Below are 19,984 nucleotides of genomic sequence, written 5' to 3'. Positions count from 1 at the left end.
AAGAAGTGAATTAAGGGCATTTGGTGGATGCCTTGGCATGCACAGGCGAAGAAGGACGTGATACGCTGCGAAAAGCCGTGGGGAGCTGCGAATAAGCTTTGATCCATGGATCTCCGAATGGGGCAACCCACCTTAAATGCTTGGAAAATCCAAACCGTCTTTGACGGCTTGGGTTTCCAAGCATTGTGATAAGGTATCTAACTTTCGAATACATAGGGGTTAGAAGCGAACGCAGGGAACTGAAACATCTAAGTACCTGCAGGAAAGGACATCAACCGAGACTCCGCAAGTAGTGGCGAGCGAACGCGGACCAGGCCAGTGGCAATGATGAATAAAGCGGAACGATTTGGAAAAGTCGGCCATAGAGGGTGATAGCCCCTTACGCGTAGAACAGTCATTGTCCTTGAGTAGGGCGGGACACGTGAAATCCTGTCTGAACATGGGGAGACCACTCTCCAAGCCTAAGTACTCGTGCATGACCGATAGCGAACAAGTACCGTGAGGGAAAGGTGAAAAGCACCCCGACGAGGGGAGTGAAATAGAACCTGAAACCGGATGCCTACAAACAGTCGGAGCTCGCAAGGGTGACGGCGTACCTTTTGTATAATGGGTCAACGACTTAGTGTAACTAGCAAGCTTAAGCCGGTAGGTGTAGGCGCAGCGAAAGCGAGTCTGAATAGGGCGATTGAGTTAGTTGCATTAGACCCGAAACCGAGTGATCTAGCCATGAGCAGGCTGAAGGTTGGGTAACACCAACTGGAGGGCCGAACCCATAACTGTTGCAATAGTTCGGGATGACTTGTGGCTAGGGGTGAAAGGCCAATCAAACTCGGAAATAGCTGGTTCTCCGCGAAATCTATTTAGGTAGAGCGTCGACCGAATACCCTCGGGGGTAGAGCACTGGATGGGCTATGGGGACTCACCGTCTTACTGATCCTAACCAAACTCCGAATACCGAGGAGTACTAGTCGGCAGACACACGGCGGGTGCTAACGTCCGTCGTGAAAAGGGCAACAACCCTGACCTCCAGCTAAGGTCCCCAAGTCATGGCTAAGTGGGAAAGGATGTGAGGATCCCAAAACAACCAGGATGTTGGCTTAGAAGCAGCCATCATTTAAAGAAAGCGTAACAGCTCACTGGTCTAAATAAGGGTCTTTGCGCCGAAAATGTAACGGGGCTAAAGCCATGCACCGAAGCTGAGGATTGTAGCAACCTTTGGGTTGCCGCAGTGGTAGCGGAGCGTTCCGTAAGTCTGTGAAGGCGGACCCGTGAGGGCTGCTGGAGATATCGGAAGTGCGAATGTTGACATGAGTAACGATAAAGGGAGTGAGAGACTCCCTCGCCGAAAGACCAAGGGTTCCTGCTTAAAGTTAATCTGAGCAGGGTTAGCCGGCCCCTAAGACGAGGCGGACACGCGTAGTCGATGGGAACCACGTTAATATTCGTGGGCCTGGTGGTAGTGACGGATCTCGTGTGTTGTTCAACCTTATTGGATTGGTTGGGCGGCGAAGAGGTTCCAGGAAATAGCTCCACCGTATAGACCGTACCCGAAACCGACACAGGTGGTCAGGTAGAGTATACCAAGGCGCTTGAGAGAACTATGTTGAAGGAACTCGGCAAATTGCACGCGTAACTTCGGAAGAAGCGTGACCCTTTTGTACGCAAGTATGATGGGGTGGCACAGACCAGGGGGTAGCGACTGTTTATCAAAAACACAGGGCTCTGCGAAGTAGCAATACGACGTATAGGGTCTGACGCCTGCCCGGTGCTGGAAGGTTAAAGGGAGGGGTGCAAGCTCTGAACTGAAGCCCCAGTAAACGGCGGCCGTAACTATAACGGTCCTAAGGTAGCGAAATTCCTTGTCGGGTAAGTTCCGACCTGCACGAATGGCGTAACGACTTCCCCGCTGTCTCCAACATAGACTCAGTGAAATTGAATTCCCCGTGAAGATGCGGGGTTCCTGCGGTCAGACGGAAAGACCCCGTGCACCTTTACTATAGCTTTACACTGGCATTCGCCAAGGCATGTGTAGGATAGGTGGTAGGCTTTGAAGCATGGACGCCAGTCTGTGTGGAGCCATCCTTGAAATACCACCCTTATCTTCGTGGATGTCTAACCGCGGTCCGTTATCCGGATCCGGGACAGTGTATGGTGGGTAGTTTGACTGGGGCGGTCGCCTCCGAAAGAGTAACGGAGGCGCGCGATGGTTAGCTCAGACCGGTCGGAAATCGGTCGTCGAGTGCAATGGCATAAGCTAGCCTGACTGCGAGACTGACAAGTCGAGCAGAGACGAAAGTCGGTCATAGTGATCCGGTGGTCCCGTGTGGAAGGGCCATCGCTCAACGGATAAAAGGTACGCCGGGGATAACAGGCTGATGACCCCCAAGAGTCCATATCGACGGGGTTGTTTGGCACCTCGATGTCGACTCATCGCATCCTGGGGCTGGAGCAGGTCCCAAGGGTATGGCTGTTCGCCATTTAAAGCGGTACGTGAGTTGGGTTCAGAACGTCGTGAGACAGTTCGGTCCCTATCTGCCGTGGGTGTAGGAATATTGACAGGATCTGTCCCTAGTACGAGAGGACCGGGATGGACGTATCTCTGGTGGATCTGTTGTCCTGCCAAGGGCATAGCAGAGTAGCTATATACGGAATGGATAACCGCTGAAGGCATCTAAGCGGGAAACCAACCTGAAAACGAGTGTTCCCTATCAGAGCCGTGGAAGACGACCACGTTGATAGGACGGGTGTGGAAGCACAGCAATGTGTGAAGCTTACCGTTACTAATAGCTCGATCGACTTCTTCGTTCCCATTGTTCATGCTCATCGAAGATGAGCATCATCTGATCTGTCTTCACGCTGTCGCGGCCCCTGGCCGCTTCGCTGCAGACGGCGCGCCGTCAGGGTATTTTGCCAAGGCAAAAACCAGAGGCGACGGACTAGCGTCCTGTATCGGTGCCACGCTCGATCTCGAGCAACGGTGGAATACGGATCGGTCACAGAAAGACGTGTAAATTAAAACGAAGCGCAAGCTTCCCAGCTTCTCGAAAACAACTTTCGTTGTTGCGTTTTGCCGACCTGGTGGTTATCGCGGGGCGGCTGCACCCGTTCCCATTCCGAACACGGCCGTGAAACGCCCCAGCGCCAATGGTACTTCGTCTCAAGACGCGGGAGAGTAGGTCGCTGCCAGGTCTGCAAAACGCAACACAAAATCTTCTCAAATCACCAAAATGGGCCAATGCCCAAATCAAAAAGGCCGCTCAAGCGGCCTTTGTGCTATAACAGGCACAAATGATAATGCGTCCCTTACAGGAGATAAATTGCTGTGCAATTTACTCCGAAAGAAATCCGTCGTCGCTAAAGCAACGACGTAGACGCGACATTCGGCTTTGCCGAATGCGCTGGTAACGCGGGGTGGAGCAGCCCGGTAGCTCGTCAGGCTCATAACCTGAAGGCCGCAGGTTCAAATCCTGCCCCCGCAACCAAATCAAAAAACACCCGTAGCTCAATGCTGCGGGTGTTTTGCGTTCGGGCATCAACGTAAATGCAAGCTCCAAAAATGAAGCGCCACGCATTGCAATAAGCGCCAAAAACCGGAAGATGCGACGTCCTTGAACCGCGGAAAAAGACGTGAAAGCTGAGCCATTACACATCCTCAAGACCGTCTATGGTTATGATGCATTTCGCGGACGGCAGGCAGAGATCATCGAGCATGTGATGGCGGGGAACAACGCCTTCGTGTTGATGCCAACAGGCGGCGGAAAATCGCTTTGCTATCAGATTCCGGCACTGGCGCGCGATGGTATGGGCCTGATCGTATCGCCCCTCATCGCGCTGATGGTCGATCAGGTAGCGGCTTTGCGCCAAGCGGGCATCAGAGCGGAGGCGCTCAACTCGGATCTTTCGTGGGAAGAGCGTCGGGATCTGTGGCGCGCGATGCGGGCCGGAGAGATCGATATTCTCTACGCCGCCCCCGAAACGCTTCTCAAACCAGATGTTCTTGACGCGCTACAGGGCATTGATCTGTCGTTGATTGCCGTCGATGAGGCGCATTGCCTGTCGCAATGGGGTCACGATTTTCGCCCTCCCTATCGCCAGCTTGATACCTTGATCGAACGTTTTCCGAACGTGCCGAGAATGGCGCTCACCGCGACGGCTGACGAGCCCACACGGATGGAAATTCTCGGCCATCTCAGGATTGATGAAGGTGATGCCTTCATTGCTGGGTTTAATCGTCCGAATATTCGTTACGCGATCATGGAGAAGGATAATCCCCGGGCGCAGCTCAGACGCTTCTTGGCAGGCCGGGACAATGAAAGCGGCATCGTCTATTGCCTGTCGAAGCGCAAGGTCGACGAGACCGCGGCGTGGCTCTGCCAAGAGGGGCGCGATGCGCTGCCCTATCATGCCGGTATGGACAAAGCGGCCCGTGAGGAGAACCAGACCCGTTTCCAGCACGGGGAAGCCATTATCATCGTTGCGACCGTCGCCTTTGGCATGGGCATCGACAAACCGGATGTACGCTTCGTGGTGCATATCGATTTGCCCGGCAGTATCGAAGCCTATTATCAGGAAACGGGGCGCGCCGGTCGTGATGGCCTGCCGTCTGACGTGCTGATGCTCTATGGTTACGAAGATATTGCCCTGCGTAATCGCTTCATCGAAGAGTCGGATGCCACAGACCAGCGGAAGCATATGGAACGCCAGAAGCTGGATGCGCTGCTTGGTCTCGCGGAAACCGCGGGTTGCCGGAGGCAGGTTCTGCTTTCCTATTTTGGCGATCGGTGCGAGCCCTGCGGCAATTGCGATACGTGTGCGGCACCGCCCGATCTGTTCGATGGGGCCGTCGCCGCGCAGAAGCTCCTTTCCTGTATCTACCGTACAGGAGAACGTTTCGGACAGGCCTATGTCATCAGCGTATTGCTGGGCGCGCAGGATGAGCGGATTTCCCGGTTGGGGCACGATCGCATCAGCACGTACGGGATCGGCAAGGAACACGATAATCGGACCTGGCGCGCGATCTTGCGCCAGCTGGTGGCAATGCGCTTGATTGAGGTCGACCTTTCCGGCCATGGTGGCCTCTCTATTTCTGAGGAGGGACGACGCTTCCTGCGGGAAAAACCCGCATTGATGCTGAGGGTACCGAGCGCTCCGCGATCCGGCCGGCAGCAGGCAAGCCGCCATGCGGTGTCGACGATCTTGCCTGACGCCGACCGGGGTCTGTTCGAGGCTTTGCGGGCGAAGCGCATGGAAATTGCGCGTGCGCAGAACGTTCCGCCCTACGTCATTTTCCACGACAGGACTTTGCTGGAATTGGCGACAGCGAAACCGCAGACCGCAAGGGCTATGGCTGGCATCGCCGGCGTCGGAGAGACCAAGCTCGAGCGCTACGGCGATGCCTTTCTGACGGCGATCATACAGCACGCTGCTACCGGGTGAGACGTTCCGCCGGAAACTGATAGCCGGACAAGGAAGTCGGTCCGGCAGAAGCAGCGGTCAACCCGTCGTATCCTTGAAGAGCACATTCTGATCAATGAGGTATCGAGAGAAAAGCGGCAGACTGGCGCCGCCGATCGCTCTCGCCTGGCTGCCGACCGCACCCTCGACGATTTCGGGCATCGTGACGCCCTGTAGATCGTGATGTTTCAGAGCGGCCTGGGTGGCGGCGACAATGCGCGCCCTCACCCAATCCGGAAAGCCGCCATCGATGATGACGCTGGAGAAATCGATAATGGAGGCCGCCGCGATAACAGCCTGAGCCAGTGCGGCAGCCGTCTTCCTGATCCAACTCTCAAGAGGTTCGCCGAAATCGATCCACTCATCCGGCGAGAACCAAAGCGGCCGCGGATCGATGCCTCTTTCCCGTAACATGTTCTCCAGAACGAAGATCGACGCGATTTTCAGGAGCTGGACGGTATTACCATCCTGACCCTGGACGGGCAGCGGGCCGATTGCGCCAGCGGTTCCAGTCTTTCCGGAAAAAAGCGCCGAGTTCAGGACGACACCGCCACCGATAAAGGAGCCGATGAAGACGTAAAGAAAATCCGGATAATTCTGGCCAGCGCCAAAAACCAGCTCGGCACCGCAGGCACTCGTGGCATCGTTTTGCAGGAAGACTGGATAGCTGACGCCTTCGGCAATCTGCGATCTTATATCGACGCCGCGCCACCGCTCCATCTCAATTGGCGGCGCACCCACTTCCTGAGCCCAATTCCAAAGTTCAAATGGGGCGGCGATACCAACGCCCGCGATTCTCTCCCGTTCGAGCGGTGACAGTTGCGATTCAAGCTCAGCGATTCCGTCGATGACGAAGGGCAATATCCATTCCGGCAGGGGGTAGGGGTAGGTCCTGCGCAGCTTGAGCCTTATCCGGCCAACGAAGTCCATGAGGACAAGATCGACGCTGCGCCGACCGATCTTCACACCAAACGAAAACACGGCATCCGGGTTGAGCCGCATCGGCGTCGAAGGCTGCCCGACTTTACCGCGCAGGCGCTCACCACGAATAAGAAGGCCGTCCTTCTCAAGCGAACGCATGATGACCGAGACCGTTTGCGCCGACAGCCCGCAAAGTCTTGCAATATCGGCTTTCGACAGCGCGCCATGGCGGCGGACCAGAGACAGCACCAGCCGCTCATTATAAGCGCGCACGCCAACCTGATTGGCACCGCCGCTAATATCCATGGGGGTCGGCGGCGCTGGCGGCGCCGTCTCAACAGAGTGTCTCATATGTCATCCTCCCGCCCGCACTATCTGTCGCGACCGATAGATCAGGCTTTATGGCAATCTTGCTATCGCAAACGTTAACCGACGTAGCGATTGTCCTCCTTGCCGCTGACAGAATGCCATACGGAATTAATAATTCAATCGGATTTATTTATTGACAGCCGGTTCCTTTGGTGGTTCCATCTGCGTCAACGGTCGTCGATCTCGGAGGAGATCGGGATCGTCGGGTAACCGTAAAGGTACTCAAATATCCATTGGGAGGATCTCATGAAGACCACTGTTTCCGCTCTTCTGGGCGCGCTTGCGCTTGGCGTTTCTTTCGCTTCCGCTGCGTCTGCCGCCGACACATCCGTTTGCCTCATCACCAAGACCGATACCAACCCCTTCTTCGTCAAGATGAAGGAAGGCGCCACCGCCAAGGCAAAGGAACTGGGCGTTACGCTGAAGGCCTATGCCGGTAAGATCGATGGCGATTCCGAAAGCCAGGTGGCAGCGATCGAAACGTGCATTGCCGACGGCGCCAAGGGTATCCTGATTACCGCTTCGGACACCAAGGGCATCGTACCTGCCGTGCAGAAGGCACGGGATGCCGGGCTTCTGGTGATCGCGCTCGATACGCCGCTTGAACCCGTCGATGCCGCCGATTCCACCTTCGCAACCGACAATCTGCTGGCTGGCGAATTGATCGGCAAATGGGCAGCTGGCACGCTTGGCGACAAGGCCAAGGATGCAAAGATCGCATTCCTCAACCTCACCCCCTCCCAGCCAACGGTCGACGTGCTTCGCAACCAGGGCTTCATGAAGGGCTTCGGCATCGACGTGAAGGACATCAACAAGATCGGCGATGAGAACGATCCCCGCATCGTCGGCCATGATGTCACCAACGGTAACGAAGAAGGTGGCCGTGCAGCGATGGAGAATCTGCTGCAGAAAGATCCGACCATCAACGTTGTCCACACCATCAACGAACCGGCAGCTGCCGGCGCCTACGAAGCGCTGAAGGCAGTCGGTCGCGAAAAGGATGTTCTGATCGTCTCGGTCGACGGCGGTTGCCCGGGCGTGAAGAATGTAGCCGAAGGCGTGATCGGTGCGACGTCGCAGCAATATCCGCTCGCCATGGCGGCACTGGGCGTCGAGGCGGTCAAGAAGTTTGCCGACACCGGTGAAAAGCCAAAGCCGACAGCTGGCAAGACCTTCTTCGACACGGGCGTGACGCTGGTGACGGACAAGCCGGTGAAGGGTCTCGACTCGATCGATACCAAGGAAGGCCTCAAGAAGTGCTGGGGCTGATGCCTCGCATCTGACGCAGGCGGGGGCTTTTTGCCCCCGCTTTCAGCCTCAAGTGAATGAGGCGTGATCCAGATGAGTGGACGCAGGGCGCGCCCCTGGGTCGACGGAGTCCGCTTCTCAACAGTTTGAATCGGCACAAGGCCCGCTGCAGAACGGTTATGGTTCCAGGGCAAATGTGATGAAGCGATCGGGAGGAAAATCCATGAGCGATCAGCCAGTGCGGACCCAACCGCATAATGAATTTGAAAATGTGCTGTCCGGAAGCTCGACCCAGGTCGCCGCTTTCGATACGCACGACAAGAGCCTGCTCGAAAAATTCCAGCATTTTCTGCACTCCAGTCCTGCAGCTGTCCCGCTGATTGTTCTGGTGCTGTCGCTGATAGTGTTCGGCATCACACTCGGCGGCAAATTTTTCTCTGCCTTTTCGCTGACGCTCATTCTTCAGCAGGTGGCCATTGTCGGTATCGTCGGTGCGGCGCAGTCGCTCGTCATCCTGACTGCCGGCATCGATCTGTCCGTCGGCGCCATCATGGTACTGTCTTCGGTCATCATGGGGCAATTCACCTTCCGCTACGGCTTGCCGGCGGAACTCTCCATTCTCTGCGGACTGGCAGTTGGCGCATTTTGCGGCTTCGTCAACGGCATCCTCGTGTCGCGCATGCGATTGCCGCCCTTCATCGTGACGCTCGGCATGTGGCAGATCGTTCTTGCCACCAACTTCCTTTACTCTGCGAATGAAACCATCCGCGCCCAAGATATTGCGCAGCAGGCACCCATCCTCCAGTTTTTCGGCAATAACCTGCGCCTCGGCAGTGCCGTCTTTACCTACGGCGTCATCGCCATGGTGCTGCTCGTTGCCCTCCTCTGGTATGTGCTGAACCGCACCGCCTGGGGCCGCCACCTCTACGCTGTTGGTGACGATCCGGATGCGGCCGAGCTTGCCGGTGTCAACGTCAAGCGCATGCTGACGACGGTTTATACGCTTTCGGGGCTCATCTGCGCCTTCGCAGGCTGGGCATTGATCGGCCGCATCGGCTCGGTATCGCCAACGGCCGGACAGTTCGCCAATATCGAATCCATCACCGCTGTCGTGATTGGCGGCCTCTCGCTCTTCGGCGGTCGCGGCTCGATCATGGGCATGCTGTTTGGCGCGCTGATTGTCGGCGTTTTCTCGCTCGGCTTGAGACTGATTGGTACGGACCCGCAATGGACCTATCTGTTGATCGGTGTCCTCATCATCCTGGCTGTTGCAATCGACCAGTGGATCAGAAAGGTAGCAGGCTGATGGCACGCGAACCCATTCTCACGGCACGCAATCTCGTCAAGCGATACGGACGCGTGACCGCACTCGACAATGCCGATTTCGATCTCTATCCCGGTGAAATTCTCGCCGTCATCGGTGATAACGGCGCTGGCAAATCCTCGCTCATCAAGGCAATCTCGGGCGCGGTGACGCCCGACGAAGGGGAGATCAGGCTCGAAGGCAAGCCGGTGCAGTTCCGCTCACCGATCGAAGCGCGAAGGGCCGGTATCGAAACCGTCTACCAGAACCTCGCACTCTCACCAGCCCTGTCGATCGCCGACAACATGTTCCTGGGCCGCGAAATCCGCAAGCCCGGCATAGCCGGCAGCCTTTTTCGTGCCCTCGACCGGCCGGCCATGGAAAAGTTCGCGCGGGACAAGCTCTCCGAACTTGGATTGATGACTATCCAGAACATCAATCAGGCGGTGGAAACGCTCTCCGGCGGCCAGCGGCAGGGTGTAGCCGTAGCACGCGCAGCCGCTTTCGGCTCGAAGGTGGTGATTCTTGACGAGCCGACAGCCGCTCTTGGCGTCAAGGAAAGCCGGCGCGTCCTTGAGCTCATCCTCGACGTCCGCGCCCGTGGATTGCCGATCGTTCTGATTTCGCACAACATGCCGCATGTGTTCGAGGTGGCGGATCGCATTCATATCCATCGGTTGGGCAAGCGCCTCTGCGTCATCAATCCGAAGGATTATTCGATGTCCGACGCAGTCGCCTTCATGACCGGCGCCAAGGAAGCGCCGAAGGAAACGCTCGCCGCATGACGTTGAAGCTCGTAACGATCGTTGAAGACGTTCTTCGACGGGCAAAGGGCCAATCCCGTTTCATCGTTGCCATTGCCGGCCCCCCAGGGGCCGGCAAATCCACGCTGGCGGATGCCCTGTGTGATGCTCTCATCGCACGTGGCGAAACGGCCGCCGTGCTGCCCATGGACGGCTTCCATATGGATAATGGCATCCTTGAAGAGCGGGGGCTTTTGCCGCGGAAGGGTGCGCCGGAAACATTCGATGTCCGTGGCTTTCTGGATATCGTCTCTGCCGTTCGCCAGGGCGGGCAGGAAGTGCTGGTGCCGGTTTTCGATCGTTCCCGAGAAATCGCCATCGCCTCTGCCCGTGCCATCGCGCCTCAAACGCGCTTTATCCTGGCTGAGGGCAATTATCTACTGCTCAACGAAGCGCCCTGGACAAGGCTATCCGACCATTTTGATTTGAGTGTCTTTGTAGGACCTTCCGTGACCGTTCTGGAACAGAGACTGCGTGACAGATGGCTGGGCTTTGGCCTCGATGCGGCTCAGATTCATGCCAAACTTTTCGAGAACGATCTTCCGAATGGAAAACGGGTGATTGAAAACGCCCGCCCGGCCGATATCCACATCGACATCTGGGGATAGATCGACGTTCCCCGAACATGACGTGTTCCGCGCCGTTCAGCGGCTGTCACTCTGCGATGAATCTTTTTGATCCCCAGGGGCCAGCTTTCGCGTCGTCTACTGGTTGACGGCAGGATTTCCTCATATACTATATCTAGTGTTCAAGGTTCTTCCGATTCGCAAGGGTTGGGAGCTAAGACGGGAATTCGGTGCGTCACGCCATTGAGGCGGAACTAGGCCGAAACTGCCCCCGCAACTGTAAGCGGCGAGCATCGTTCCGATTTGAGTCACTGGGGCTGAGAGCTTCGGGAAGGCCGGAATGAATGTTGTGACCCGCAAGTCAGGAGACCTGCCTTGAGCGCAAACGTCCACGGGCGGGGTGTCCGGAGGAAGGTGTATCGCGCAAATGACTTGCGTGCGCCCTTTTCTGCCCCCTCCATAACAAGCTTCGGGGTGAAGTCATGCCAGTGCATATTTTTAAGTTGCTACGCTCCTCAGCGTAGGGAGCGACTTCTGTTGCTTGAAGCGTGCCCGAAAATCAATCTGTTTTCATTCGGATCGCACGAACTCTCAAACACCAAGCATCACCTGAATGACAGAACCATCACCGTCCGGTTGCGATTGCAATCGGCAACGCTTTGCCGTGTCCAAAATTGGCTTCGAGAGGGAAATTATGACCGTCACCGTTTACAGTAAACCCGCCTGCGTCCAATGCACCGCCACTTATCGAGCGCTCGACCGTATCGGCGTTCCCTATGAGATTATCGACATTTCCGAAGATGCGGATGCGCTCGACCACGTCCGTGGCCTCGGCTACATGCAGGTTCCCGTAGTCGTTGCCGGCGAACGCCATTGGGCGGGTTTCCGGCCGGATATGATCGGCGCGATCAGCTGAGGCGGCGGGCGATGAGCCTGATCGTCTATTATTCCAGCCGTTCTGAAAACACTCATCGTTTCCTTCTGAAACTGGGGCGGCGATTGCTTCGCCTGCCGCTCGGCGCTGAAGAGGATGTACCGCAGGTGTCGGAACCCTATGTGCTCGTCACCCCAACCTATGGCGGCGGCGGCACCAAAGGGGCAGTGCCGAAACCCGTGATCCGGTTTTTGAACGAGCCCTCCAACCGCAACCTCATCCGCGGCGTCATTGCGGCGGGAAACACCAGTTTTGGCGCCGCCTTCGCGTCCGCCGGAGATATCGTCTCGCGCAAATGCGCCGTGCCGTTTCTCTATCGCTTTGAGCTTCTCGGAACGGAAGAAGACGTCGCCAACGTCAAACATGGATTGGACCGATTTTGGACACGCTGACCGCTAGCGCATTGCGCAATGACACCAAGCAGCCAACAGCCGCAAGCCAGAAGCCGCTTGATGCGGGCTTGGACTACCACGCACTGAACGCGATGTTGAACCTCTATGACGAGAACGGAAAAATCCAGCTCGACAAGGATCGGCTCGCTGCCCGTCAATATTTCCTCCAGCACGTAAATCAGAATACGGTGTTTTTCCATAACCTTAGGGAAAAGCTCGATTATCTGGTGACGGAAGGCTATTACGAGCAGGCGGTGCTGGACCAGTATTCCTTCAATTTCGTGCGCGATCTCTATGATGAGGCCTATGCGCGGAAGTTCCGCTTTCCGACCTTCCTCGGTGCGTTCAAATACTACACCTCCTACACGCTGAAGACCTTCGACGGAAAACGTTATCTCGAGCGTTACGAGGACCGCGTTTGCATGGTGGCGCTGGCTCTCGCGCGCGGTGACGAGCAGCTCGCCCGCGATCTGGTCGATGAGATCATTTCCGGCCGTTTTCAGCCGGCAACGCCAACATTTCTCAATGCTGGCAAGAAGAGCCGCGGTGAGCTGGTGTCGTGTTTCCTGCTGCGCGTGGAAGACAATATGGAAAGCATCGGCCGCTCCATCAATTCGGCGCTACAGCTTTCCAAGCGCGGTGGTGGCGTGGCGCTCTCCTTGACCAATATTCGCGAATTCGGCGCGCCGATCAAGCAGATCGAAAACCAGTCGTCCGGCGTTATTCCCGTCATGAAGCTGCTGGAAGACAGTTTTTCCTACGCCAACCAGCTTGGTGCGCGTCAGGGTGCCGGCGCGGTCTATCTGCACGCCCACCACCCGGATATCATGCGCTTCCTCGATACCAAGCGCGAAAATGCGGACGAGAAAATCCGCATCAAGACCCTGTCGCTCGGCGTTGTCATCCCAGACATCACCTTCGAGCTCGCCCGCAACAACGAGGAAATGTATCTGTTCTCTCCCTATGATGTGGAGCGGGTCTATGGGGTGCCCTTCACCGAAATCTCGGTGACGGAAAAGTACCACGAGATGGTCGCCGACAGCCGCATCCGAAAGAAGAAGATCAAGGCGCGCGACTTTTTCCAGGTGATCGCGGAAATCCAGTTCGAGAGCGGCTATCCCTATATCATGTTCGAAGATACGGTGAACCGGGCAAATCCGATTGCCGGTCGCATCAGCATGAGCAATCTCTGCTCGGAAATCCTGCAGGTCAGCGAAGCGAGCGCATTCAATGCCGACCTCTCCTATAGCCATATGGGCAAGGATATTTCCTGCAATCTCGGTTCGTTGAATATCGCTGCGGCAATGGATTCAGCCGATTTCGGCAAGACCATTGAAACCTCCATCAGGGCACTGACGGCGGTGTCGGACATGAGCCACATTTCCTCCGTTCCGTCTGTTGAAAAGGGCAACGACGAAAGCCATGCCATCGGACTCGGTCAGATGAACCTGCACGGTTATCTGGCGCGCGAGCGCATCTTCTATGGCTCCGAAGAAGGCATAGATTTCACCAATATCTATTTCTACACCGTGACCTATCACGCTATCCGCGCCAGCAACCGGCTGGCGATGGAGAGAGGCCAGAGCTTCAAGGGCTTCGAAAACTCCAAATATGCTTCGGGCGAATATTTCGACAAATATACCGAACGGGAATGGCTGCCGACGACGGGAAAGGTCCGTGACTTGTTCGAAAAGGCCGGCATCGCCATTCCAACGCAGGAAGACTGGAATGTCTTGAAGGGGGAGGTCATGGCATCAGGCCTCTATAACCAGAACCTTCAGGCCGTGCCACCGACAGGCTCGATCTCCTATATCAACCACTCCACATCTTCCATTCATCCGATCGTCTCGAAAATCGAAATCCGTAAAGAGGGAAAGATCGGCCGCGTTTATTACCCGGCTTCCTATCTCTCGAACGATAATCTCGAATATTATCAGGACGCCTACGAAATTGGACCGGAAAAGATCATCGACACCTATGCGGCCGCTACCCAGCATGTCGATCAGGGCCTGTCGCTGACGCTGTTCTTCCGTGATACGGCCACGACCCGCGATATCAATCGCGCACAGATCTATGCTTGGAAGAATGGCATCAAGACCATCTACTACATCCGTTTGCGCCAGATGGCGCTGGAAGGCACGCAGGTTCAGGGCTGCGTTTCCTGCACGCTCTGATTAGAGGGACAATACAATGAACATCGCCGTAAAACCCGTGTCCCGTATCCGAGCGGTCAACTGGAACCGCATCGAAGACGACAAGGACCTCGAAGTCTGGAACCGCCTGACCTCGAACTTTTGGCTGCCGGAGAAGGTGCCGCTATCTAACGATATTCCTTCCTGGGGAACGCTGAAGCCCGAAGAGCAGAAGCTGACGATCCGTGTCTTCACCGGGCTGACATTGCTGGACACCATCCAGAACGGCGTCGGCGCGGTGCGCCTGATGGTGGACTCGGCAACACCGCATGAGGAGGCGGTGCTCTCGAACATCTCCTTCATGGAGGCCGTGCATGCTCGCTCGTATTCTTCGATCTTCTCGACCCTCTGCTCCACGCCTGACGTCGATGATGCCTATCGCTGGTCGGAGGAAAACGAGTTCCTGCAGCGCAAATCCGGGCTCATCATGCGAGAATATGACAGCGGCGATCCACTGAAGAAGAAGATCGCCAGCGTGTTTCTGGAGAGCTTCCTGTTCTATTCCGGCTTCTACCTGCCGATGTTCTGGTCAAGTCGCGCCAAGCTTACCAACACGGCGGACTTGATCCGCCTCATCATCCGCGATGAGGCCGTGCACGGCTATTATATCGGCTACAAGTTCCAAAGGGCGGTGGACCGCCTTAATGAAAACGAAAGGCAGGAGATCAAGGATTTTGCCTTCGACCTGCTTCTCGAGCTTTACGACAACGAGGCGAAATATACCGAGGACCTCTATGATGGCGTCGGCCTGACCGAGGACGTCAAGCAGTTCCTGCATTACAACGCCAATAAGGCCCTCATGAATCTGGGTTACGAGGCACTGTTCCCCGCCGAGGCTTGCCGGGTCAATCCGGCGATCCTTTCAGCGCTCTCGCCCAATGCAGATGAGAACCACGACTTCTTTTCGGGGTCCGGTTCGTCCTACGTCATCGGCAAGGCGGTCGCGACCGAGGACGAAGACTGGGACTTCTGAACCCTTTGGGCAAATCGCCGTAGGTTCACTGCGGATTCACCACCTGGCTGGCAAGCCGGAAGGGGCTGGACACGGTTGCGCCGATAGCATCGAACACGAAAGCGCCCGCGCGACCGATGCCGTTTTGTCCATTGCCGTTGCGGCTTGACTCCAGCTGCGGCACGAGCGCCGCCAAGGCGGCGTAGCGGTCGTGATTGAGCGGGTCTGAGGCTTTCAGTTTGGAGATATCGACGAACTGAACGCCTTCTTTCAGGGCGGCTTCCTGTACCTTCGGATCCGTAACGTCAAGTGCGCCGATCCGCGTCACGTCTGCGCCGAGTATGGAAGAGGCTTTGAGAGCACGGTCATCCTTGGAGACCAGAACGGTAAGCGGCGGATTGAGCCGGCCGACCACCTCGATCTGCTTGCGGAAGACATCGGCATCGATATCGGGTGCGGCCAGCACCACCTGCAACTTGGCGATAACGTCGTTTCGTCCCTCGAAACGCAACTGGCGCAGCGCTTCCATGACCAGCCAGCCACCCATGCTGTGACCAAAAACGACGATGTTCTTGCGCGGAGAACGGCGTGTGAGATCCGTTAGGAGATTGGCAAGCGCATCGCGGGAATAGGTCGCCGATTCCTTGTCGGCAACGTAGCCGGCGACATTCGCCTGCGACGGCCAGGAGAATACCAATGGCACGCCATCCATATTGGCATCGGCTGCCATCTGCGCTGCCCGGAAAAGCGCTTCCTGATAGCTGTAATTATAGCCATGCACGAAAAGCGCGATCTGCTTGCCGGAGCGGGTGATATCTCCGAGGTCACCGTTGAAACGTGCCTTGCTCAACATCTGCGCCTGCGTGACGACAAAATCTTTCTTCGCGTCGGGTTTTCCGGTCGACCACTCAATTTTTCCGCTCTTGTGGGTGGGCGGTATCGAAATGTCGAAGCGGGCATAATTCGGTTCGGCCGCTCTCAGCGCACTGAAGCCCTTTTTGGCCTCTTCGCTTTTTTCGCGCGTGCTTGCCACATAGGCGGTCACGATTTTAGCATCCTTCGCTCTGGTGTCGACCGCTTGCAGAACGTCCGCTCCCGGCCGTCCGGCGCAGGAGGAAAGGAGGCCGAGCATGATGAAAAGAGACAGAAGGAGACGCATGGAAGGGTTACCGGTGATAACGAACCGGCTATAAATAGCCGCCCGCTAAAAAAGTTGCCACTACTGAATATTTCGCATGGTTTCGGCGCTCGGCGATAAACATGGACAAGAGCCGCCTTGCCATCGGGGCAGCTTCGTTTTAGGCCGTAACCATGACGAACAAGGTCTCGCTTTCCCGCCTGAAACTCACGGACTTCCGCAATTATGCGGCGGCATCGCTTTCCCTGGATGACCGCCATGTGGTGCTGACCGGCGACAATGGGTCCGGCAAGACCAACCTTCTGGAGGCGGTGTCGTTTCTGTCGCCCGGACGCGGACTTCGCCGCGCAGTCCTGTCCGACGTCACCCGCGTGGGTGCAGAGGCAAACGGGTTTTCGATCTTTGCCGATGTCGAGGGCATGGATGGCGAGGTCGCAATCGGCACGGGAATTGAAGGCGATGGAGAGGTGGCGTCGCGCCGGCTGCGGCTGAACGGGACGCCCGTCAAATCCGTCGATGAATTGACCGATCATCTGCGCGTTCTGTGGCTCACCCCTGCCATGGACGGCCTTTTTACCGGCTCATCGTCTGACCGCCGGCGTTTCCTTGACAGGCTCGTGCTGTCGCTTGATCCCGCCCATGGCCGACGCGCCAGCGATTTTGACAAAGCGATGCGTGGGCGTAACAGGCTGCTTTCCGAAGGCCGCTTTGACCCGGTCTGGCTCGACGGTATCGAAAAGCAGATGGCCGAACTCGGCATCTCCATGGCAGTTGCCCGTTATGAGATGCTCGGTCTGCTCCGGAGTCTGATCGAACGGCGAACGGGGGATGCGGCCTTCCCCTCTGCGACGCTGTCGCTTTCCGGCTTTATGGATGATGGCCTCAACCGCCCCGCCGTCGATCTGGAAGACGAATATGGCTTGATGCTGCGTGAAGGTCGCTACCGGGACGCCGCCGCCGGGCGCACGCTTGATGGGCCGCACCGTGTCGATCTCTTCGTGCGCCACGCGGAAAAGGATATGGAGGCCGAACGCTGTTCGACCGGGGAGCAGAAGGCGCTGCTGGTTGGGCTGGTGCTCGCGCATGCGCAGCTGACAGCCAATATGACCGGTTATGCGCCGGTTCTGCTGCTGGACGAGATTGCCGCTCATCTCGACGAGGGCAGGCGGGCGGCCCTGTTCGATCTCATCCACGCGCTGGGGGGACAGAGTTTCATGACTGGAACGGATGCGGCCATGTTCTCCACCCTTGGCGAGCGGGCGCAATTCTTCAATGTATCCCACGGGAGCATCACCGCATGAACGCAAAAAGAGGGAGTGCGACATGGACCCGCTGAGCCCGGAAGAAATCGAACGCTACAAACGCCACATCCTGCTGCCGGAGATCGGCGGCGCGGGCCAGCAAAGGCTGAAGGCCGCGCGCGTCCTGGTCATCGGGGCGGGTGGTCTAGGGGCGCCCGTCCTTCATTATCTCGCGGCCGCCGGCGTCGGCACACTCGGCATGATCGACGATGACGTCGTGTCTCTCTCGAATCTTCAGCGCCAGGTGATTCATGATAGCGGAACGATTGGCGAGCAGAAGACGGAAAGTGCGCGCAAGGCCATCGCACGCCTAAATCCGCATGTGCGTACCATCGTCTTTGAAGATCGTTTTTCGCAGGTCTGGGCGCATGATCATTTACAATCCTTCGATCTCCTGATCGACGGATCGGACAATTTCGACACGCGATATTCTGCCGCCGACGCGGCGGAAACGGCAAGAAGGCCGCTGGTGACCGGCGCGGTCGGGCGTTTTGATGGCTCCGTGACGGTGCTGAAGCCCTATGAGACAAATGACGAAGGCGCCTTGCTGCCCGGCTATCGTGACCTGTTTCCCGAGCCGCCGCCGCAAGGTCTTATTCCAAATTGTGCGGAAACAGGGATTGTCGGTGCGCTGACGGGCGTTGTCGGCACGCTGATGGCCATGGAGGCGATAAAGCTGATCACCGGTGCCGGCGAACCGCTGATTGGGCGTCTGCTCCTTTATGACGCCCTGTTGGCACGTTTCGAAACGGTGCGATACAAGCGGCGGCAGGGGACAAAGAAAACATGATGGAAATCAAAAGAATCGGTGACGACTTCGACCGCTGGCATGAATTGCTGGCGCTTATCATGACGTCCTTCGCTTACATGGATGGCATCATCGACCCGCCATCTTCAGCCCATCGCCTGACGCCTGATAATCTTGCCGAAAAGGCAAGGGCGGAAATTGCTTTCGTGGCTTTGGACGGGAATGAGTTGCTGGGTTGCCTTTTCTGCAGGCCGGAGCCACCCGCTTGCCTTTATGTCGGCAAGCTGTGCGTTTCCCCGAACGCACAGGGAAAAGGCATCGGTAAAATATTGCTGGCGCAAGCCGAGGCCTTGGCCCGTGAACTGGCATTGCCGGCGCTACGGCTGGAAACCCGGATTGAACTTGTCGCCAATCATGCAAAGTTTGGCGACTGGGGTTTCGTCAAGACGGCAGAAAACGCCCATGCGGGATATGATCGCACGACCTCGATCGAGATGACGAAGATCCTCGGCTAAAGCGACTTTTCCGATGAGAGTGGTCAGGCAAGAGCCGTGAGAGCTTTTATCAGAGCCCGTTTCAGGGCCTAGCTGCGGCCGGGCAACACCCGGTTGGGCGGACGGTGGCCATCGAACAGCGTGCGGATATTGATGATGACCTTGTCGCCCATCTCGATGCGGCCTTCGATCGTTGCCGAGCCCATATGTGGAAGCAGTACGACCTTGCCTTCCTTGGCAAGCTTGATGAGCTTGGGGTTCACCGCAGGCTCATTCTCGTAAACATCCAGCCCAGCGCCGGCGATCTTGCCCTCGCGCAGGCATTGGATCATCGCTGCTTCATCGATGATATCACCGCGTGCCGTGTTGACGATGTAGCTCGTCGGCTGCATCAGCGCGAGCCGCCGTGCCGAAATCAGGTGATAGGTCGCCGGCGTCGAAGGGCAGTTGACGGACACGATATCCACGCGCGCCAGCATCTGGTCGAGGCTGTCCCAATAGGTCGCCTCAAGCTCCGCCTCGGTGGCCGGATTGACGCGTTTGCGGTTGTGATAGTGAATGGAAAGCCCGAAAGCCTTGGCGCGCCGCGCCACCGCCGTGCCGATGCGGCCCATCCCGACAATACCGATACGCTTGCCGGAAATACGCCGTCCCAGCATCCACGTCGGTGACCAGCCGAGCCATTCGTCTGCGCCATTGGCAAGCACGCGTGTGCCCTCGATCATGCGGCGCGGTACGGCGAGCACAAGGGCCATGGTAATATCGGCGCTGTCCTCGGTCAGCACATTGGGCGTGTTGGTCACAGTGATGCCCTTACGGGCCGCGGCGTCCACGTCCACGTGGTCGATGCCGTTGGAGAAGCTGGCGATCAGCTTCAGCTGCGGCCCAGCCTGCTCGATCATCGCAGCGGTGACACGGTCCGTAACCGTCGGCACGAGCACGTCCACCCGCTGCATGGCGGCGACCAGGTCTTCCTCACTGCGCGGGGTGTCGTCAATATTGAGCTCCGCGTCGAACAGTTCGCGCATTCTGGTTTCGACGACATCAGGCAATTTGCGGGTGATATAGACTGTCGGTCTCTTCTTGTGGGTCATCGTTTGCCGCTGCCTTGTTCAGAAGTCATTAACCAGAAAGAGCGATAATTTCTTTCAATCAGGGCGTTTCTACCA

The 19,984-nt window shown here is 57.1% G+C and carries 15 protein-coding genes, 1 tRNA gene, 2 rRNA genes and 1 riboswitch (1 of these 19 running past the window's edge); of the genes, 15 read left to right on the top strand and 3 right to left on the bottom strand.

What is annotated here, in order from left to right; all coding sequences use genetic code 11:
* The 4 genes from AT6N2_RS10180 to recQ all read left to right on the top strand — a co-directional run.
* Window positions 1–2,805 (top strand): 23S ribosomal RNA (locus AT6N2_RS10180) (it extends 1 nt beyond the left edge of the window).
* Window positions 2,806–3,074: 269 nt separating this feature from the next.
* Window positions 3,075–3,189: ribosomal RNA gene (gene rrf / locus AT6N2_RS10175) — 5S ribosomal RNA — on the top strand.
* 216 nt (window positions 3,190–3,405) lie between these two features.
* A tRNA-Met gene (locus AT6N2_RS10170) sits at window positions 3,406–3,482 on the top strand.
* 145 nt (window positions 3,483–3,627) lie between these two features.
* A complete protein-coding gene (recQ, locus tag AT6N2_RS10165) occupies window positions 3,628–5,436 on the top strand; it encodes a DNA helicase RecQ (RefSeq protein WP_209086266.1) in 1,809 nt (602 codons plus the stop codon).
* A gap of 57 nt (window positions 5,437–5,493) precedes the next feature.
* On the opposite strand, the gene AT6N2_RS10160 is transcribed toward recQ, so the two are convergent.
* Window positions 5,494–6,726, bottom strand: a complete 1,233-nt coding sequence (locus AT6N2_RS10160) for an ROK family transcriptional regulator (RefSeq protein ID WP_063949314.1) — start codon at window positions 6,724–6,726, stop codon at window positions 5,494–5,496.
* 264 nt (window positions 6,727–6,990) lie between these two features.
* Between AT6N2_RS10160 and AT6N2_RS10155 the strand changes: the two genes are divergently transcribed.
* The 8 genes from AT6N2_RS10155 (at window position 6,991) to nrdF (ending at window position 15,155) form a co-directional block, all read left to right on the top strand.
* Window positions 6,991–8,013, top strand: a complete 1,023-nt coding sequence (locus tag AT6N2_RS10155; protein WP_063949315.1) for a sugar ABC transporter substrate-binding protein — start codon at window positions 6,991–6,993, stop codon at window positions 8,011–8,013.
* 202 nt (window positions 8,014–8,215) lie between these two features.
* A complete protein-coding gene (locus AT6N2_RS10150; protein WP_063949316.1) occupies window positions 8,216–9,298 on the top strand; it encodes an ABC transporter permease in 1,083 nt (360 codons plus the stop codon).
* Window positions 9,298–10,080 carry an ATP-binding cassette domain-containing protein gene (locus AT6N2_RS10145; protein WP_209086263.1) on the top strand — a complete coding sequence of 261 codons (783 nt, stop codon included), beginning with the start codon at window positions 9,298–9,300 and terminating at the stop codon, window positions 10,078–10,080. Before AT6N2_RS10150 ends, AT6N2_RS10145 begins: the two co-directional genes overlap by 1 nt.
* The gene (locus AT6N2_RS10140) at window positions 10,077–10,706 is read left to right on the top strand and encodes a nucleoside triphosphate hydrolase (protein ID WP_209086260.1); all 630 of its coding nucleotides are present in this window, start codon (window positions 10,077–10,079) and stop codon (window positions 10,704–10,706) included. Before AT6N2_RS10145 ends, AT6N2_RS10140 begins: the two co-directional genes overlap by 4 nt.
* A gap of 126 nt (window positions 10,707–10,832) precedes the next feature.
* A riboswitch (cobalamin riboswitch) is annotated at window positions 10,833–11,056 on the top strand.
* A gap of 302 nt (window positions 11,057–11,358) precedes the next feature.
* On the top strand, window positions 11,359–11,580 hold the full coding sequence (nrdH, locus tag AT6N2_RS10135; protein WP_020011298.1) for a glutaredoxin-like protein NrdH: 222 nt from the start codon (window positions 11,359–11,361) through the stop codon (window positions 11,578–11,580).
* A gap of 11 nt (window positions 11,581–11,591) precedes the next feature.
* The gene (gene nrdI / locus AT6N2_RS10130) at window positions 11,592–11,990 is read left to right on the top strand and encodes a class Ib ribonucleoside-diphosphate reductase assembly flavoprotein NrdI (protein ID WP_209086257.1); all 399 of its coding nucleotides are present in this window, start codon (window positions 11,592–11,594) and stop codon (window positions 11,988–11,990) included.
* On the top strand, window positions 11,978–14,164 hold the full coding sequence (gene nrdE / locus AT6N2_RS10125; protein WP_209086254.1) for a class 1b ribonucleoside-diphosphate reductase subunit alpha: 2,187 nt from the start codon (window positions 11,978–11,980) through the stop codon (window positions 14,162–14,164). Before nrdI ends, nrdE begins: the two co-directional genes overlap by 13 nt.
* 16 nt (window positions 14,165–14,180) lie before the next feature.
* On the top strand, window positions 14,181–15,155 hold the full coding sequence (gene nrdF, locus AT6N2_RS10120) for a class 1b ribonucleoside-diphosphate reductase subunit beta (protein WP_209086252.1): 975 nt from the start codon (window positions 14,181–14,183) through the stop codon (window positions 15,153–15,155).
* A gap of 25 nt (window positions 15,156–15,180) precedes the next feature.
* Here the strand turns inward: nrdF and AT6N2_RS10115 are convergent, their stop codons facing one another.
* Entirely contained in the window at window positions 15,181–16,293 is a 1,113-nt protein-coding gene (locus tag AT6N2_RS10115) for an alpha/beta hydrolase (protein WP_144576263.1), read from the bottom strand.
* A 152-nt stretch (window positions 16,294–16,445) separates the two neighbouring features.
* Here AT6N2_RS10115 and recF point away from each other — a divergent pair, with 152 nt between their 5' ends.
* Genes recF through AT6N2_RS10100 form a run of 3 tightly spaced genes read left to right on the top strand, consistent with a single transcriptional unit; the run spans window position 16,446 to window position 18,836 of the window.
* Window positions 16,446–17,573, top strand: coding sequence for a DNA replication/repair protein RecF (recF, locus tag AT6N2_RS10110; protein ID WP_209086249.1), 1,128 nt, complete (start codon window positions 16,446–16,448; stop codon window positions 17,571–17,573).
* Window positions 17,574–17,595: 22 nt separating this feature from the next.
* Window positions 17,596–18,363 carry a molybdopterin-synthase adenylyltransferase MoeB gene (locus AT6N2_RS10105; protein ID WP_209086246.1) on the top strand — a complete coding sequence of 256 codons (768 nt, stop codon included), beginning with the start codon at window positions 17,596–17,598 and terminating at the stop codon, window positions 18,361–18,363.
* The gene (locus tag AT6N2_RS10100) at window positions 18,360–18,836 is read left to right on the top strand and encodes a GNAT family N-acetyltransferase (protein ID WP_209086243.1); all 477 of its coding nucleotides are present in this window, start codon (window positions 18,360–18,362) and stop codon (window positions 18,834–18,836) included. Before AT6N2_RS10105 ends, AT6N2_RS10100 begins: the two co-directional genes overlap by 4 nt.
* A 68-nt stretch (window positions 18,837–18,904) precedes the next feature.
* Here the strand turns inward: AT6N2_RS10100 and AT6N2_RS10095 are convergent, their stop codons facing one another.
* Window positions 18,905–19,909: a 2-hydroxyacid dehydrogenase gene (locus tag AT6N2_RS10095; RefSeq protein ID WP_209086240.1), complete on the bottom strand. Its 1,005-nt coding sequence runs from the start codon at window positions 19,907–19,909 to the stop codon at window positions 18,905–18,907.
* Window positions 19,910–19,984 lie beyond the last annotated feature (75 nt).

The organism is Agrobacterium tumefaciens, from assembly GCF_017726655.1.
Taxonomy (GTDB): domain Bacteria; phylum Pseudomonadota; class Alphaproteobacteria; order Rhizobiales; family Rhizobiaceae; genus Agrobacterium; species Agrobacterium tumefaciens_B.
Note: the sequence above shows the minus strand (reverse complement) of the source record. Positions and strands in the feature narration are given on the sequence as shown.

Coding starts and splice junctions, on each gene's coding strand:
- AT6N2_RS10160 (WP_063949314.1), bottom strand. CDS start 6,726: ATGAGACACTCTGTTGAGACGGCGCCGCCAGCGCCGCCGACCCCCATG.
- AT6N2_RS10155 (WP_063949315.1), top strand. CDS start 6,991: ATGAAGACCACTGTTTCCGCTCTTCTGGGCGCGCTTGCGCTTGGCGTT.
- AT6N2_RS10150 (WP_063949316.1), top strand. CDS start 8,216: ATGAGCGATCAGCCAGTGCGGACCCAACCGCATAATGAATTTGAAAAT.
- AT6N2_RS10145 (WP_209086263.1), top strand. CDS start 9,298: ATGGCACGCGAACCCATTCTCACGGCACGCAATCTCGTCAAGCGATAC.
- AT6N2_RS10140 (WP_209086260.1), top strand. CDS start 10,077: ATGACGTTGAAGCTCGTAACGATCGTTGAAGACGTTCTTCGACGGGCA.
- nrdH (WP_020011298.1), top strand. CDS start 11,359: ATGACCGTCACCGTTTACAGTAAACCCGCCTGCGTCCAATGCACCGCC.
- nrdI (WP_209086257.1), top strand. CDS start 11,592: ATGAGCCTGATCGTCTATTATTCCAGCCGTTCTGAAAACACTCATCGT.
- nrdF (WP_209086252.1), top strand. CDS start 14,181: ATGAACATCGCCGTAAAACCCGTGTCCCGTATCCGAGCGGTCAACTGG.
- AT6N2_RS10115 (WP_144576263.1), bottom strand. CDS start 16,293: ATGCGTCTCCTTCTGTCTCTTTTCATCATGCTCGGCCTCCTTTCCTCC.
- recF (WP_209086249.1), top strand. CDS start 16,446: ATGACGAACAAGGTCTCGCTTTCCCGCCTGAAACTCACGGACTTCCGC.
- AT6N2_RS10105 (WP_209086246.1), top strand. CDS start 17,596: ATGGACCCGCTGAGCCCGGAAGAAATCGAACGCTACAAACGCCACATC.
- AT6N2_RS10100 (WP_209086243.1), top strand. CDS start 18,360: ATGATGGAAATCAAAAGAATCGGTGACGACTTCGACCGCTGGCATGAA.
- AT6N2_RS10095 (WP_209086240.1), bottom strand. CDS start 19,909: ATGACCCACAAGAAGAGACCGACAGTCTATATCACCCGCAAATTGCCT.